The sequence below is a fragment of the Amycolatopsis keratiniphila subsp. keratiniphila genome, assembly GCF_001620365.2.
Classification (GTDB): domain Bacteria; phylum Actinomycetota; class Actinomycetes; order Mycobacteriales; family Pseudonocardiaceae; genus Amycolatopsis; species Amycolatopsis keratiniphila.
In genome coordinates, this window is sequence record NZ_LQMT02000042.1 from 216,497 (window position 1) to 230,909 (window position 14,413).

Sequence of the window (14,413 nt, forward strand, 5' to 3'; positions counted from 1 at the left end):
GATGACGCAGTCGGTCGCGGTGAGCTTCGAGCCGACCGTCGAGCTGACCCTGGCGTTGCGGGTGAACACCGACTCCGAGCACGCCGCCACGATCGCCGCGCGCCTGCTTGAGTCCTTTGAGGACACTGTCGGCGTGACCTTGACGGCACGGACCGTCCAAACCGGCCAGGTCGTCGAACTCGCCGGACGGCGGCGGTCCGGTGAGTCCGCCCCGCCGCTGCGCATCGAGCCGGATTCGCGGCGGGTGCTGCTGCGCGGCGAGGTACTGGAGTTCACCAGGCTCGAGTTCGACCTCCTGCTGTTCCTGAGCCGGAATCCGGATCGCGTCTTCGACCGCGTCACGCTGATGGAGCGGGTGTGGGGCCTGTCCGGCGGCAACGTCCGGACCGTCGACGTCCATGTCCACAAGATCCGGGGCAAGCTGGAACCCGTGCTGACACCGATCGCGACGGTGCGCGGGGTCGGTTACCGGTTCGACGGGGCGGGTCAAGTGGTCATCGCGGACTGAGCGACGAATCCGCGCCGTTCGACACCGTGCCTTCGGCCGCCCTGGGTTCGGAGGTGGCTGCTGAGTTGTATCGGGTCACGGTCTTCCGGAGGTGGTCTGCATGCTGGTAGATCTCCTCGACTGTCGTGATGGGGATGCGTGTCTCGACCTTGTTCTCGTCGAAGACGCCGAGATACTTCTTTGAACGGTTGAACCACAGGCGTGCGATCGGCTTACGATTGTTGTCGTCAAGCAGGACGCCGAAGTAGGTCTTCGTATCGCGCGCGATGATCCGGGCCGCCGGGACCTCTCGGCAGACGATTGCGCGGACAATCCGATACCCCTCGAGCTCTTCTTCGGTCGTCACCACATCCCCGTTGCTGTCACGGGTCCGTGCTTCCGCCGGAGCCTCGGGGGAGTCCTCGGCAGGAACTTCCTGATCTGAAAGATTGGGCGCACCGGCTGAAACGCTGACGAAGGAATCGGGGCCGCCAAGCGCGTTCTTCAGACGATCGTTGACCTGCTCGTTGAGGAACTGCCGGGCCGCCTTGTCCACAAGTGGGGCGAACTGGTCGCGCACTCGCTGGGTGAAGGAGCCTTCGTAAACACGGCCTGCCAAGAACTTCACCCACTCGTCCTCGGGCGTCTTGAACTGGGTCGCGAGGATCCGCTTGATCTGGCCGATGTACTTGAGTTCCTCGGCTGCACTAATGACCGAGTCCAGGTTGAAGGACTCCTTGCTCAACTTCGCGAGCTCGGGAATGAGCGTCTCGTCGATATCCGAAAAATCGAGTACCAGGAAGGGTTTCGCGTCCATTCTGTTCGGCGCGTCCAGATCGGTGTAGAACTGGTAGACTTCGCCGTTGGTGAGGATGGCGATCCTCGCATTGGTCACAGCGAAGTAGCGGAAAAGCTGGGAAGCGTGCTCGATCCGAAGCGGATCGTTGATCTTCTTGGCCTCGACGAGTACCTGCACCTGCCCGTCGTGCACGATGGCGTAGTCGATCTTTTCGCCCTTTTTAGTGCCGACATCAGCAGTGAATTCGGGGATTACTTCTGCGGGATTGAAGACGTCGTATCCGAGGACCGTGCTGATGAAGGGCATCACGAAAGCGTTCTTGGTGGCCTCTTCCGTCTGGATGTCGGCCTTGTGCTTCCGGATTTTCAGAGCCAGAGCCTGTGCGCGCTCTGCGATCTCCATAGTGATGCCCTCCATATGACACGTTCCTCGGTGCGCCATGGCCGCACCTTCCCCAGTGGCTATCGCCGCGTTGCGGGACCTAGGTCGTAAATGGAAGCTCTCGCGTTACATCTCGTGACTCAATGGAGATGTCGGATGTCAACATGATCGTCCGGCAACACCGACAACGGATCACCCGGAACGTGACGAGTCATGAGCTGGGCCTCACGATCGTCGGCCGGCAAAGCCGGGATGTCAGGATACGAACCGTGACTCCCACTTACGTCCTGGTCCACGGTTCCAACAGCGCCTCGTTCACCTGGGGCCCGCTGCAACGCGAGCTCGCCCTGCTCGGCCACCGCACGCTGGCCGTCGACCTTCCCGGACACGGCTTCGCCGCCGGTTTCCACGCCGCCTATCAGGCACCGCAAGACCTCGAAGCGCTGGCCACGGCGCCGTCGAACCAGGCGGGCGCCATGTTGGCCGAGGCCGTCGAGCAGGTGGTGGACGTCGTGCGCAAGGTCGCCGAGCACGGTCCCGTCATCCTTGTCGGGCACAGCCGCGGCGGGCTCGTGCTCACCGGCGTCGCGAACGCCGTCCCGGAACTGATCGACCGGATCGTCTACATCTCCGCGTGGTGCTGCGTCGACGCGACGGTGGGCGAGTACATGCAGGGGCCCGAGTACGCGAGCAGCGCGCTCAACGACGTCGGCGGGGTCGTCGTCGCGAACCCGGCCGAGCTCGGCGCGCTCCGGATGAATTGGCGCACCGCCGATCCCGCGCTGCTGGCCGCGTTGAAGACCGCGATGATCGAGGACGGCACCGAGCAGGAGTTCTTTGCCTACCTCAACACTCTTGAGCCGGACGAGAGCCTCGACGCCGGGACCGAACTCGCCGACGCCGCCACTTGGGGCCGGATCCCGCGCACCTACATCAGGCTCACCGAAGACCGGTCGATGCCGCTCGCACTGCAGGACCGTTTCATCAAGGAGGCGGACGCGCTCACCCCGGACAACCCGACCGACGTGCGGTCACTGACGAGCAGCCACGTCCGCTTCCTCATGCACCCGCAGGAGGCCGCCGCCCTCCTCGCCGGGCTCGCGTGATGACGGACGCTCGGTTCACCAAAGGGCATCTGATCACCTTGCTGATCAGTTCCGCGATCGGCGTGGGATTCGGTGCCGGATGGTGGTTCTTCGGAGCCTCCTCCGTTGCCGACGGATCGACGCCGCTGGTCGTCGTGGGCATCGTCGCGGTGCTGGGCTTGGTGGGCTGGCTCGTCCTGACCGCCCGGCACGGCGCCGGACTGCCCGCGGGCGACGGCCGGGAGGAGAGCCCGTTCGGCAAGCGATACGGGATCGCCGTGCTGCTCATGCTGGTGGGGATCTTCGCCGGCTCCAGGGTGCTTTCGGCGGTCTTCGAGGTTCCCGAAGCCGTGCCCGCGTGGGTGCTTTTCGTGGTCGGCCTGCACTTCCTGCCGTTCGCGAAGTTGTTCGGCTCGCGACGTTTCCTGGTGCTGAGCGCCCTGTTGTGCGCTGTCGCCGTGCTGGCGGCCGTGCTCGCGATCGCGGGCTGGGCCGCGGCCTGGCAGCTCGTGCCCGGCTTCGGAGGTGCCGTGGTCCTCTGGGGGACCGTCGCCGCCGGGCTGCTCGCGACGGAAGGTCAGGGAGCGACGAGCCCCGCTTCGTAGGCGAAGATCGTCAGCTGGACCCGGTTGGTCGCGTCGAGTTTCGCGAAGATCCGGGTGATGTGGGTCTTCACCGTCGCCTCGCTCAGGTGCAGTTCCGCGCCGATTTCGGCGTTGGTCCAGCCTTGCGCGACGGCGGTGACGATCTGCCGCTCGCGTTCGGTCAGGGTGCCCAGCCCGGCTCGCGCCCGATGACGGCGAGGGCTCGTCCTGGTCGCGACGAAATGCCCGATGAGTTTCCGCGTCGTCCGCGGCGACAGCATCGCCTCACCCGCCGCGACCACGCGCACCGCGTCGATGATCTCCTGCGGCGACCCCTCCTTCAGCAGGAACCCGCTGGCGCCCGCGCCGAGCGCGTCGAAGACGTACTCGTCGAGGTCGTAGGTGGTGAGCACGAGGACCTTCGGCGGGTTGGGCAGTGCGGTGACCGCGGCGGTCGCGGTGAGGCCGTTCATCCGCCGCATCCTGATGTCCATCAGCACGACGTCGGGCGCGTGCATGGTCACCTTCGGCACGGCCTCGTCCCCGTCACCGGCTTCCGCGACGACCTCGATGTCGCCCGTGCTGGACAGGATCATCGACAAACCGGTTCGCACGAGCGGGTCGTCGTCGACGAGCAGCACTCGCAGTGGGCGCTGGTTCACCCGGTCAGGTTAGTGGTGTCCCCACGGTAGCCAAGCCCGGACGGCGAATGTGCGCTCTTCGGTGGGGCCCGCGCTGACGTTGCCGCCGACCAGCGTGACACGTTCGCCGATCCCCGTCAGGCCCGCGCCCGCACCCGGCGGATTCCCGGTCGCGGCGGTCGCGGCCAGGGGATTGACGACCTCGACGGTGAGCCCGTTCCCTGGCCCGCCGCGAACCGAAACCTCGGCCGTCGCGCCCGGAGCGTGTTTCAGGATGTTGGTCATCGACTCCTGGACGATCCGGTACGCGGTCGTGCCGAGCAACGCCGGTGCGCCGCCGGCGTCGTCGAGCAGGATCGTCACGTTGACCCCCAGACCGGCCCGGCGCGCGTTGGCGACCAGTTCGGGGATGTCCGCCAACGTCGGCTGTGGCGGCTCCGGATGGATTCCGTTCTCGCTGTTTTCGCCGAAACCCTGGCCATCGCGGAGGACCCCGATGACCTGCCTCAGATCGTCGAGTGACTGGCGCGCGGTCGTGCGGACGGTCTTCGCCGCTTCCGTGGTCGCGGGGCCCTTGCTGACCTCGAGCGCGCCGGCCTGCAGCGACAGCAGGGAGAGCCGGTGCCCGAGGACGTCGTGCATTTCGCGCGCTATCCGGGTGCGTTCGGCGCGGCGGGTCATTTCGGCACGGAGTTCCTCTTCCTTGGCCTCGCGGATCGCGAGCGTGTCCTGCATCCCGCGGACGACCCCGACGGTGAGCGGCACGGCCGTCATCACGACGGCGGCCGTCAACGTCCCCATCAGCTGTACGGCGGAGAACTGCTTGCCGACGATCTGCCCGGCGACGGTCACGTCGGGATGGCGGTTGGCGTCGCCGAACAACGCCCACGCGGTGGCGACGTAGACCAGGACGGACCCGGTCCACAGGACGCGGTCGCGGCGGCGCGCGGCCAAGGCGGCGAGAGCGACCAACGCGGCCAGCGCGTCGGACCGGAAACAGAGCGGCGGCACCAAGGCGATGCCGAGGACGAGTTCCGGCCATTTGTGCCGCCAGCAGAGCATGACCGCGGCCGCTATCCCGGTGAAGAAACCGAGCGTGGACCACCACGTCGGGACGAACGATTGCGTCGCCGGAAGGTAACCCTGGGCGCTGAAGACGAAAACGCTGCTGATCACGCACGCCGCGACCGCCACCACGGTGAGCACCACACCGAGCACACGCCTTGCCATGCGGCGAGCGTACGCAAACCCGCTTGGCCGGCCGCATCAGCGGAACCGGTCCTTCACGACACGTGAATTACGACTTTCGTCGTAACGGGTTCACGCGCCGAGGACGACGCGGGCGCCTCGTGGTCGCTGGTTGTATGCCGCCTCGTTCATCCCTTTGGAAAGGAAAACCCCCGTGACCCAGCAAACCCCCTACACGCCGGCCCCGCAAGCCCCCGCCAGCCCGATGCCGCCCCGCAACGGCATCGGCGTCACGGGCTTCGTCCTCGGCCTGGTGGGGCTGGTCTTCTCCCCGATCCCGTTCGTCGGCGTCATCGCCTGGCCGCTGGTGATCCTCGGCCTGATCTTCTCGATCATCGGGCTGATCCGCGTCAAGAACGGGAAGGCCTCCAACAAGGGGCTCTCCATCACAGGCATCGCCTTGTCCGCGCTCGGCCTCGTGGTCTGCATCGTGTGGATCTTCGTGTTCAACGCGGCGGTCAACGAGGTCAACAACGAGATCAACCGCACCGCGAAGGTTTCCTACGAGGTCACAGGCGACGCGACGAACGTCGAGGTCATCTACGGCGAGGTCCTCAACCCCGTCACGGAGACCGTCCCGGCGCTGCCGTGGAACAAGGAAGTCGAGAACAAGGGCGTCTACAAGGGCGGGACGCTGACCGTGACCACCGGCGAGACCGGCGGATCCGTCACCTGCAAGATCACCGTCGACGGCGCGGTGGTTTCGACCAAGACCGCTTCCGGCGAATTCGCGATGGCCGCCTGCACCGGAGTGTGACGGCCGGACCGTGAAAGGCCTCCTTCGCCATTCTCAGGGTGGCGGGGAGGCCTTCGCGATTCCGGCATGATGCGGTCATGACCGAGCCCGTCCATCCGTTCGCCCCGCCGGCCAACGAACGTCACTGGATCGAAACCGTCACCGAACTGGCGAAGGACTTCGCCGCGAGTGCCGCCGAGTTCGACGAAACGGCCGAGCTGCCCATCGCCAACCTTCGTGCCCTGCACGCGACCGGACTGGACAGGGCGACCCTGCCCCCGGAGTTCGGTGGTGAGGACCTCAGTTATCGGACCTACGGCGAGATCGTCCGGATCCTCAGCGCGGCCTGTTCGTCGACAGCGTGTGTCTGGGTGATGCACATCGGAGCCGCCGTCGGCCTGGCCCAATTGTCCGCTCCCGATGTGGGCCGCTTCTATGCCGAAGAGCTCATCGACGGCAAGCGGTTCGCCAACGCGCTGTCGGAACCGAGCAGCGGCAACATGTTCCTGATGCCGCAACAGGTCGCCGAACCCGTCGACGGCGGGTACCGGCTCACCGGCGCCAAACGTTTCGTCTCAGGTTGCGAGGTCGCCGACCACTTCCTGGTCAACGCGCTCGTCGGCGGTGTGCCCACGTTCTTCGGCGTATCGCCGGACGACACGATGGGCTTCGTCCCCATCTGGGACACGATGGGACTGCGCGCCAGCCGAAGCCAGCTCGTCTCGTTCGAAGGCACCGTCCTGCGGGAGGACCGCCGGTGCCCGCCCGCGACCGTGCAGCGGCCGAACCACATCGCGGCGGGTCTCGCCTTCCTGTCGCTGGGGATCGCCGACGCGGCGGAGCAAGCGCTGATCTCGCATGCCCGGAGCCGCGTCATCCCCGCGACCGGGGAGCCGCTCGCCGGAATGCAATGGCTGCAATTCGAAGTCGCTGACGTCCACGCCCGTCTCGAAGCGTCGCTCATGTACGCCCGGAACATGGCGTGGCTGGCGGATCAGAATTTGCCGGAGTTCCTGCCCGCGACCATGACCGCGAAGGTGCTCGCGAACGACATCGCACGCGATGTCGCCCAGGTGGCGCTGAAAGCGGGCGGAGGTTCGGGTTTCCTGCGCACCTCGCCGATCCAGCGGCTGTTCCGGGACGCGCAGGCGGGCGGGCTGATGGCCTATTCGGCCGAAGTCAGCAAGGACCGGATCGGGAAGACCGTGCTCCTGCCGCAGGACTGAGCTCGGATGGCCGGCCGGGTGACGTCAAGCCCGGCCGGTCCCGCCGTAGCGGGTCAGCAGCAGCCGCTGCCGCAGCAGTCGCAATCGCACCAGTCGTCGTTCCGCATGGTCATCCACCTCCTCCCTCGGGTCCGCACTCGGGCGGGCACCATGCGCCGGGAAGCGGGTCGGCGCATTCGGCGCCGGACATCCCGGACAGCATGGAAGTGAGTTCGGCACGCAGTTCGCCGAGGCGCGCCATCTCCGCTTCGATCTCGGCGAGATGGCGTTCCAGCATGGTTTCGGCGGGTTCGCACGGGCACACCCCGGTGTCGCGCACGCTCAGCAGGTCACCGATCTCCGTCAGCGTCAGGCCGAGCCGCTGGGTGCCGCGGATGAACCGCAGCCTGTCGATGACGTCCTCGTCGTAGCGCCGGTGTGCCCCGGTCGTCCTCGCGGGCGTGGGCAGGAGGCCGATGCGCTCGTAGTAGCGCACTGTGTCCGGCCGGACCCCGGCGCGAGAGGTCACCTGGGACATGGTCAACGCCGTCAGGGCCTTCGTCGCTTCGGTTCGCATGGTGTGAGGGTAGAACTTGGACCCGGATCCAGAATCAAGTCCGAATTCGACGGCGCTCACGAAGAGAAGACGACGACCCGGCGCGTCCGCATCATTCGAGAGGGTGGAAACGGCGAGAGGACGTACGGTGACTGACTTCCGGAACGTGATCAGGGACCTCACCACGGAGGGCGAACAGGTCGATGCCCTGGTGGCCGGCCTGGACGACGCGGGATGGGAGCTGCCGACACCCGCGGCGGGCTGGTCGGTCAAACACCAGATCGCGCATCTCTCCTTCATCTTCAAGATCGCCGGATTGTCCGCGGGCGAGCCGCGGACGTTCGCCGAAGTCATGAAGAGCTCGATGGCGCGCGGTTTCGACGCCGCCGTCAACGCGGCCCTCGACGACTACCTCGGTGACCCCAACGAGGTCCTGCTCGGCCGCTGGCGTGCCGAACGCGACGCCGGGATCAAGGCACTCGCCGCGGTCCCGGCGGACCAGGTCGTCCCGTGGCTGGTCAACCCGCTGCCGCCGGCCATCCTCGCCTGCGCCGGGATGATGGAGCTGTTCGCCCATGGTCAGGACATCGCGGACGCGCTGGGAGTGCGGCCGGAGCGGACGGATCGGCTCGCGTACCTCGTCGGCTTCGCCGTCCGGGTGCGGGACTTCGGCTACGAGGCACGGGGCTTGACCCCACCGGAGCAGGAGTTCCGGTTCGAGATCACCGCGCCGTCCGGGCGGTCGTGGACGTTCGGACCCGAGGACTCCCGGCAGCGTGTCACCGGGAGCGCGGAGGACTTCTGTCTGCTGGTCACCCGGCGGCGTCACCGCGACGACCTCGACGTCCGCGCGGAGGGCGCGCTGGCGGACCAGTGGCTCGACATCGCGCAGGCGTACCGCGGTCCCGCGGGCGAGGGGCGCGCGCCGGGACAGTTCGGTCGTTGAAAAATCCGCTACTTCCGCGGTGATAGGGCATCCTGGAAGTCGCGGTCAACTCCGCTCGGTGCGATCGTCGATGCACACGGGGTCTAGGAGGCGATCGTGGCACGGGTGTGGCTGATCAGACATGGTGAAAGCGAATCCAACGCGGGGCTTCCCGGCGGTGAGCCGGGGGCTTCCGCGTTGACCGAACTCGGCCGACGGCAGGCCACCGAAATCGCGAAATCGCTGGCCGAACCGCCCCGTTTGATCGTGACGTCGCCGTTCCTGCGGGCGCGGCAGACCGCCGAGCCGACGATCGAGCGGTTCCCCGGAGCGGAGTGTGAGGAGTGGCCTGTCCAGGAGTTCACCTTTCTCGGCGAACTCCATGGACAGGTCACCACCACTGCCACCCGAAAGCCGTACACGGAGGCCTACTGGTCCCGTGCCGATCCACACCACGCGGTGAACGGCGCGGAATCCTTCGCCGCTCTCTTCGACCGGACCCAGGAATTCCTGGCGCGGCTGGGAGAACGGGAACCCGGGCCGATCGCCGTCTTCACCCACGGACTGTTCATCCGCGCGGTCATGTGGTCACTGCTGACCGGAACGACCACCCCGGACAGCGGGGCCATGCGCCGATTCCGCACTTTCGCCGACACCTACCTCGTGCCGAACGGCAACATCACCGAACTGCGGTACACACCCGGCAAGCGGATTCCGCGCATGGTGGTCCCGCTCGCCTCCCGGTTCGCCGACCGCTAGGGCTTCAGCAGCAGCCGGAGCTCGTTCACCCCGGTCATGTGCGGGCTGGGGATGAACGACGGCGGAACGGCCGGATCGGTGCGCAGATCCGGGAAACGGTCCAGCAGGATGTTGAGCGCCGTCTTGCCTTCGAGCCTGGCGAGCGGGGCCCCGATGCAGAAATGGATCCCGCGGCCGAAGGCCAGATGCGGGTTGTGCGCCCTCGCCGGATCGAAGACGCCCGGATCCGTGAAGGTACGCGGATCCCGGTTCGCCGCCGCGACCCAAATACCGAGCATGCTGTCCGCCGGGATCGTCTGGCCGCCCAGTTCGACTTCGGTCGTCGTGGCGCGGGCGACGAGTGCGAACGGGCTGAGGAACCGCAGTGATTCCTCGATGGTGGCGGGAAGCAACGCGCGGTCCTCACGGACCCGCCGGTACTCGTCCGGATGGGAATCCAGGCACAGCACCGTGTTCCCGAGCAGCATCGTGGTGGTGATGTGCCCGGCCAGCAGCAGCACGTTCGCGAAGTTGACGACTTCGTTCTGAGTGAGTTTCGTGCCGTCGACCTCGGCTTCGACGAGTTTGGTCAGCAGGTCCTCGCGCGGATTCCGCCGCCGGTCGTCGACGTGCTCGGAAAGGTAGTTCACCAGGTTCTTCACCTGTGCGGACGTTTCCTCGGCCGCCTTCTTGTCCGCTTCGGTCTGCTTGATCAACGACCTTTGCTGGCTGTTCCGCAGCAATGTGTCGACCCATTCCTTGAACAGGTCGCGATCGCCAGCCGGGATGCCGAGCAGCTCGGCGATGACGATCACCGGCAGCGGATAGGCCAGATGGGTCACCAGTTCCATCGAGTCCGCGCCGTCGACCGCGTCGAGGAGCTCGTTCGTCAGCGCGGCGATGCGCGGTTCGAGATCCGCGACGACCTTCGGCGTGAAGGCGTGGCTCACCAGCGTGCGCAGCTTCTTGTGATCCGGAGGGTCCATCTGAAGCAGGTTGCCTTCGACGAACAGATCCTTGTCCGGCGAGATCTCCTTGGGGATCAACCGGGTGGTGTCGGACGAGAACACCTTGGGATCGCTCAGCGTTTTCAACGCCTCCGCGTGGCCGTAGACGTTCCACATGCCCGTCTCGGAGTCGAAACGGACCGGGTCGGCCGGGAATTCGTCCCGAAGCCAGAACTGGGCTTCGTGGACGCCCCAGGTTTCGGCGATCGTGGTCATGGCTTGCCCCCTTCTTCTCGTGGTGGAGGAGCGCGGATCAAGCGGGCTCCTCGGGGCCGTCCTTCCGGTAGATCCAGGCGCGATAGGACGAGATCAGATCCTGGAACGCCTGGATCACTTCGGCCGCGGTGGCGGCCAGATTCGCCGTGGACGGTGGTTCCGGCGGCTCGAACGCCGTCCGGATGATGTGCGCGAGTGCGTCGGCCTTCTCTTCGATGGTGAGGTCGGCGCCGTCGCCGGTGAAGCTGTCCATCAGGTAGAACCCCAGCGCCGAAGCACGCAGGGAAAAGAGCAGGTTCGGGATGTCGTCGCGCAGCAGGCCCCGGTCGGTCATCGTCTTCAGGTACCGCTCCGTGACGACCGCGTCTTGATCCTGCAGAGGATGTTTCTTCAACCGGCCCAGCAGTTCGGTGTTGCCGGTGATGAGCGCGCCGAGCAACGGGTTTCGCTGGGTGAACAGGAAAGCGGCCCGCTGGAACCGATGCGGGACCACTTCCGCCGGGTCTTCTTCCAACCGCTCGAGAAGGTTCTCGGCGGCAAGGAGGGATTCACGCAGGAGCAGCGCGTGGAAGAGGTTTTCCTTGGTGGGCCAGTGCAGGTAGATCGTGCCCTTCCCGATACCCGCCTGGTTCGCGATGTCCTCGATGGTCACTTTGCGATAGCCCAGCCGCGACAGCAGGACGCCGGCCGCGTCGAGAATGCGATCGGCGCGGCCGGCGGTGCGGTCCGGACGTTCTGCCACGTGCGCTCCCAGTGTCTGACTTCGTGACCAGATTTGCTCATCTGGTCATCCGGTCAGGTTCGACGGTAGCGCCGGACGGCGGGTTCCGGCAAGGAAATCGACGAGTTCTTAACGCAGACGGTGGGTGAGCAGGAACTTCCAGATGACCGGGGTCGCGTCGATGACGGTCGGCGTGGCGGAGTCGTTGTTGGGTTCGGTGCTCGGCCACACGTGCCCAGCGCCTTCGACCCGGTAGTGCTGAAGCGAGCAACCGAGCCATCGCTGGACGGTGACGTCGGCTTTCGGCGAGTACTCGATCGGACGCGGGAAGCAGCCGTTCCGGTCCGCCCACGCCGCGAGCCAATCCGGCAACGTCGGCAGGCCCTTGGCGGGATTACCGGTGTAGGGGATCGTCGCGTCGGCCGTGCCGTGGAAATCGAGAATCGGCGCCGGACGCGACGGGTGGCATTCGCCGCCTTGTGGGTAGAACGCTCCGGCGACCGGCGCGAACGCCGCGATCCGCCCTGGCATCCGGCATGCGAGGACGCCGACGAACCCGCCGCCGTTCGACTTGCCCGTCGCGTAGATCCGGCGGGAGTCGACGCACAGTTCCCGCTGGAGCGTGTTCAGCAGGTCGCTGGTGAAGAGCACGTCGTCGGCTGCCGCCGAATACGGCGCACCGGTCCACGCCGACTCCCCGTCCGTACCCGGAAGTCCTTGCGGGTAGACGGAAATCGCGTCATACGCGGAAAACCCGGACAGCTCCTCCTGATACTTCGACGTCCGTTTGTGGCCATGGAACGACAACACCAGCGGGTACGGCCGTGACGGCTGGTACTGCGCCGGCACGTGCACCGTGTACTCGCGGGTCAGGCCACCGGACGTCAAAGTCCGCGACGTCGTCACCCCGGCGGGGACCGGGGACGGACGCTGGCAGCCGGTCGTCCGCACCGGATGATCGACCGGCGACGGCGTGGCTGACGTCATTGGGGCGGCGAGCAGGCTCATTCCAGCAGCCGCGGCGGCGGCCAGCGCGAGACGGCGCAGGTATTTCGTGGGACCAGGCACGCGATCCTCCTTGATCGAGCGGCAGGGCGGTGATCAGGGTCACTCCTGACGCGGACCTGGTCAGCATTGTGTTCATTGAGTTTTCGGACCGCTTTCCACGCCGCCCTTCCGGACGGCCCGCCTGAGGCGTGGCTTGTCAGCCGCAGGCGCGTTTCGCCGTGAGCACGCGGAGCAAGGCTTCGTCGACCCGGCCGGCTGGAAGTTCGCCGGACGCCAGTGCTTGCTCCAGCGTGGCCAGCACCGTGCCGACATTGCCGCCAGAGGACCACAACGCCTGATCCGCCCCGGCCTGCAGTGCCTTGAGCACAGCCGTTTGCAGTGGGTACTGCGACGTGATCGCCTTCATCGCCCCGAGATCGTCCGTGATCACGGGACCGTCGAACGCGAAGTCCTTCCGCAACAGCCGGTACGCCGCCGCCGACAGGGTCGATGGTGTGCCGCCGGTCAGGTCGGGCACGTCCAGATGTCCGACCATGACGCCGATCTCGCCGTACTCGGCGATGTCGCGGTACGGAACCAGGTCGACCTTGCGCAACGAGGCCAGCGGCGGTGTCCGCACCAGTCCCTTGTGGGAATCCCCGCTGGCGTGCCCGTGCCCGGGGAAGTGCTTCAGTACCGGCTGCACTCCGGCGTCGCGCAGGCCCTGCGCGAAGGCCAGGATGTACTTGCGCGCGACTTCGGGATTCGCTCCGAACGACCGGTCACCGACGATGTCGCGGTCCGGCTGGTCGGTGATGTCGGCGTCGGGCGCGTAGTCGACGGTGACGCCGCGGGCCAGCATCTGCCGCCCTCGCTCGGCGGCCTTCGCTCGCACCTGTGCCGGTGTCATGGTCGAGGCCATCTTCCGCGCGCTCGGCATGTCGCCGTCGAGGGCGTCGATCCGCTGGACGCGGCCGCCTTCCTCGTCGATCGCCACCGATACCGGGACCTTCGCCGCACGCTGGACCTCCTCCAGTGCGCGGTTCCGCAGGAGGGCCGTCTCGTTGCCGCCGAGGAAGATCCCGCCCACCTGCTGATCACGCACCAGCTTCACCGCCGCCTGCGGGTCGCCCGCGTTCACGCCGACCACCACCAGCTGTGCCAACCGCTGCCGGGGGCTCATCCCGGCGATGACGGCTTCGCAGGCTGGAACGGGCGCCTGTTCCGCCCTCGGTGACGGCGAGGGCTCGGGCCTGCTGGAGCTGGGCGAGGCCGAAGCGGCACTGCTACGCGGCGGAGGTACCGTCCCCGCCGGCTGCGCGGATCCGGCTTCGTCGTTCGCCGTACCGCACTGCACGCTGGTCAGCAGAACGGTCGCGGCTCCCAGGATGACGGTCGCCCATCGCTTCGTCGTCTTCGGTCGCCCGGAGTTCATCGGCTCGTTTCGGTCGTCGTCCATGCCGGTATCGACGGTAACCCCAGTTGCCCTTTCGTACGCGCTCGCGTGCCCATTGGTGTGTTCGCGCGCCCGTCGGAGCTTCGGCCCCACCTCCTTCCGTTTTCGCGTTCTCCCTCGTCAACCGGACGTTCGGACTTGACAGTTCGATCTGCTCCGCCGTAGATTACCACATGGTTATGGAACCGCAAGGTTATCCATCGGCGGTCGCCGATCGTGAGAAGTCGAAGTCGTGAGAACAGGAAACGAAAGGCGGGCGACCGTGGCACAGGATCTGCTCGATGTCACCTTCGCGGCGCTCGCCGACCCCACCCGCCGCGCGATCATCGCCCGGCTCGCGCGTGGTGATGCCACGGTGACGGAGCTGGCCGAGCCGTTCGCGATGAGCCAGCCCGCCATCTCCAAGCATCTGAAGGTGCTGGAGCGGGCGGGGCTGGTGACGAGGGGGCGAGACGCTCAGCGCCGCCCCTGCCGGCTGGCGGCGCAGCCGCTGAAGATGGCGAACGACTGGCTCGGCGGTTACCGCCGCTACTGGGACGAGGCCTTCACGGAGCTGGATCTCGTCCTGGAAGGGGAGATCCAGCACCGGGAACACCACGGCAAGACCGATTGACCACCGCACGAGCGGAAGGAACAGCACG

General features: G+C 66.9%; 16 protein-coding genes. 8 read left to right on the plus strand and 8 right to left on the minus strand.

Annotated features, from left to right (window positions below):
* Window position 1: 1 nt before the first annotated feature.
* Window positions 2-508 (plus strand): winged helix-turn-helix domain-containing protein, encoded by a 507-nt coding sequence (locus tag AVR91_RS39185; RefSeq protein ID WP_063277659.1) that lies wholly within the window; start codon window positions 2-4, stop codon window positions 506-508.
* On the opposite strand, the gene AVR91_RS39190 is transcribed toward AVR91_RS39185, so the two are convergent.
* Window positions 495-1,688, minus strand: coding sequence for a type I restriction endonuclease (locus AVR91_RS39190; protein WP_063277677.1), 1,194 nt, complete (start codon window positions 1,686-1,688; stop codon window positions 495-497). The genes AVR91_RS39185 and AVR91_RS39190 overlap by 14 nt on opposite strands.
* Window positions 1,689-1,936: 248 nt before the next feature.
* On the opposite strand from AVR91_RS39190, the gene AVR91_RS39195 reads away from it, so the two are divergent.
* Window positions 1,937-2,773, plus strand: coding sequence for an alpha/beta fold hydrolase (locus AVR91_RS39195; RefSeq protein WP_063277676.1), 837 nt, complete (start codon window positions 1,937-1,939; stop codon window positions 2,771-2,773).
* Window positions 2,773-3,357, plus strand: coding sequence for a DUF7010 family protein (locus tag AVR91_RS39200; protein ID WP_063277658.1), 585 nt, complete (start codon window positions 2,773-2,775; stop codon window positions 3,355-3,357). Before AVR91_RS39195 ends, AVR91_RS39200 begins: the two co-directional genes overlap by 1 nt.
* Here the strand turns inward: AVR91_RS39200 and AVR91_RS39205 are convergent.
* A complete protein-coding gene (locus AVR91_RS39205; RefSeq protein WP_063277657.1) occupies window positions 3,330-3,977 on the minus strand; it encodes a response regulator transcription factor in 648 nt (215 codons plus the stop codon). The genes AVR91_RS39200 and AVR91_RS39205 overlap by 28 nt on opposite strands.
* 30 nt (window positions 3,978-4,007) lie before the next feature.
* A complete protein-coding gene (locus AVR91_RS39210; RefSeq protein WP_211282821.1) occupies window positions 4,008-5,207 on the minus strand; it encodes a sensor histidine kinase in 1,200 nt (399 codons plus the stop codon).
* A gap of 223 nt (window positions 5,208-5,430) precedes the next feature.
* Here AVR91_RS39210 and AVR91_RS39215 point away from each other — a divergent pair, with 223 nt between their 5' ends.
* Window positions 5,431-5,982, plus strand: a complete 552-nt coding sequence (locus AVR91_RS39215) for a DUF4190 domain-containing protein (protein WP_043849170.1) — start codon at window positions 5,431-5,433, stop codon at window positions 5,980-5,982.
* A 77-nt stretch (window positions 5,983-6,059) separates the two neighbouring features.
* The gene (locus AVR91_RS39220; RefSeq protein ID WP_063277655.1) at window positions 6,060-7,187 is read left to right on the plus strand and encodes an acyl-CoA dehydrogenase family protein; all 1,128 of its coding nucleotides are present in this window, start codon (window positions 6,060-6,062) and stop codon (window positions 7,185-7,187) included.
* 109 nt (window positions 7,188-7,296) lie between these two features.
* Here the strand turns inward: AVR91_RS39220 and AVR91_RS39225 are convergent, their stop codons facing one another.
* On the minus strand, window positions 7,297-7,743 hold the full coding sequence (locus AVR91_RS39225; RefSeq protein WP_063277654.1) for a MerR family DNA-binding protein: 447 nt from the start codon (window positions 7,741-7,743) through the stop codon (window positions 7,297-7,299).
* A gap of 127 nt (window positions 7,744-7,870) precedes the next feature.
* Here AVR91_RS39225 and AVR91_RS39230 point away from each other — a divergent pair, with 127 nt between their 5' ends.
* Entirely contained in the window at window positions 7,871-8,668 is a 798-nt protein-coding gene (locus AVR91_RS39230; protein ID WP_063277653.1) for a TIGR03084 family metal-binding protein, read from the plus strand.
* A 96-nt stretch (window positions 8,669-8,764) separates the two neighbouring features.
* Entirely contained in the window at window positions 8,765-9,406 is a 642-nt protein-coding gene (locus tag AVR91_RS39235) for a histidine phosphatase family protein (protein ID WP_063277652.1), read from the plus strand.
* Here the strand turns inward: AVR91_RS39235 and AVR91_RS39240 are convergent.
* The 4 genes from AVR91_RS39240 to AVR91_RS39255 form a co-directional block, all read right to left on the minus strand.
* Complete coding sequence (locus AVR91_RS39240) at window positions 9,403-10,608, minus strand: cytochrome P450 (protein WP_063277651.1); 1,206 nt, start codon at window positions 10,606-10,608, stop codon at window positions 9,403-9,405. The two genes, AVR91_RS39235 and AVR91_RS39240, sit on opposite strands and share 4 nt — an antisense overlap.
* A 37-nt stretch (window positions 10,609-10,645) precedes the next feature.
* Window positions 10,646-11,350: a TetR/AcrR family transcriptional regulator gene (locus AVR91_RS39245; protein WP_063277650.1), complete on the minus strand. Its 705-nt coding sequence runs from the start codon at window positions 11,348-11,350 to the stop codon at window positions 10,646-10,648.
* A gap of 108 nt (window positions 11,351-11,458) precedes the next feature.
* The gene (locus AVR91_RS39250; protein WP_063277649.1) at window positions 11,459-12,397 is read right to left on the minus strand and encodes an alpha/beta hydrolase family esterase; all 939 of its coding nucleotides are present in this window, start codon (window positions 12,395-12,397) and stop codon (window positions 11,459-11,461) included.
* A 136-nt stretch (window positions 12,398-12,533) separates the two neighbouring features.
* Window positions 12,534-13,775 carry a glycoside hydrolase family 3 N-terminal domain-containing protein gene (locus tag AVR91_RS39255; RefSeq protein ID WP_063277648.1) on the minus strand — a complete coding sequence of 414 codons (1,242 nt, stop codon included), beginning with the start codon at window positions 13,773-13,775 and terminating at the stop codon, window positions 12,534-12,536.
* A gap of 259 nt (window positions 13,776-14,034) precedes the next feature.
* Here AVR91_RS39255 and AVR91_RS39260 point away from each other — a divergent pair, with 259 nt between their 5' ends.
* Window positions 14,035-14,385, plus strand: coding sequence for an ArsR/SmtB family transcription factor (locus tag AVR91_RS39260; RefSeq protein WP_063277647.1), 351 nt, complete (start codon window positions 14,035-14,037; stop codon window positions 14,383-14,385).
* Window positions 14,386-14,413: the final 28 nt, after the last annotated feature.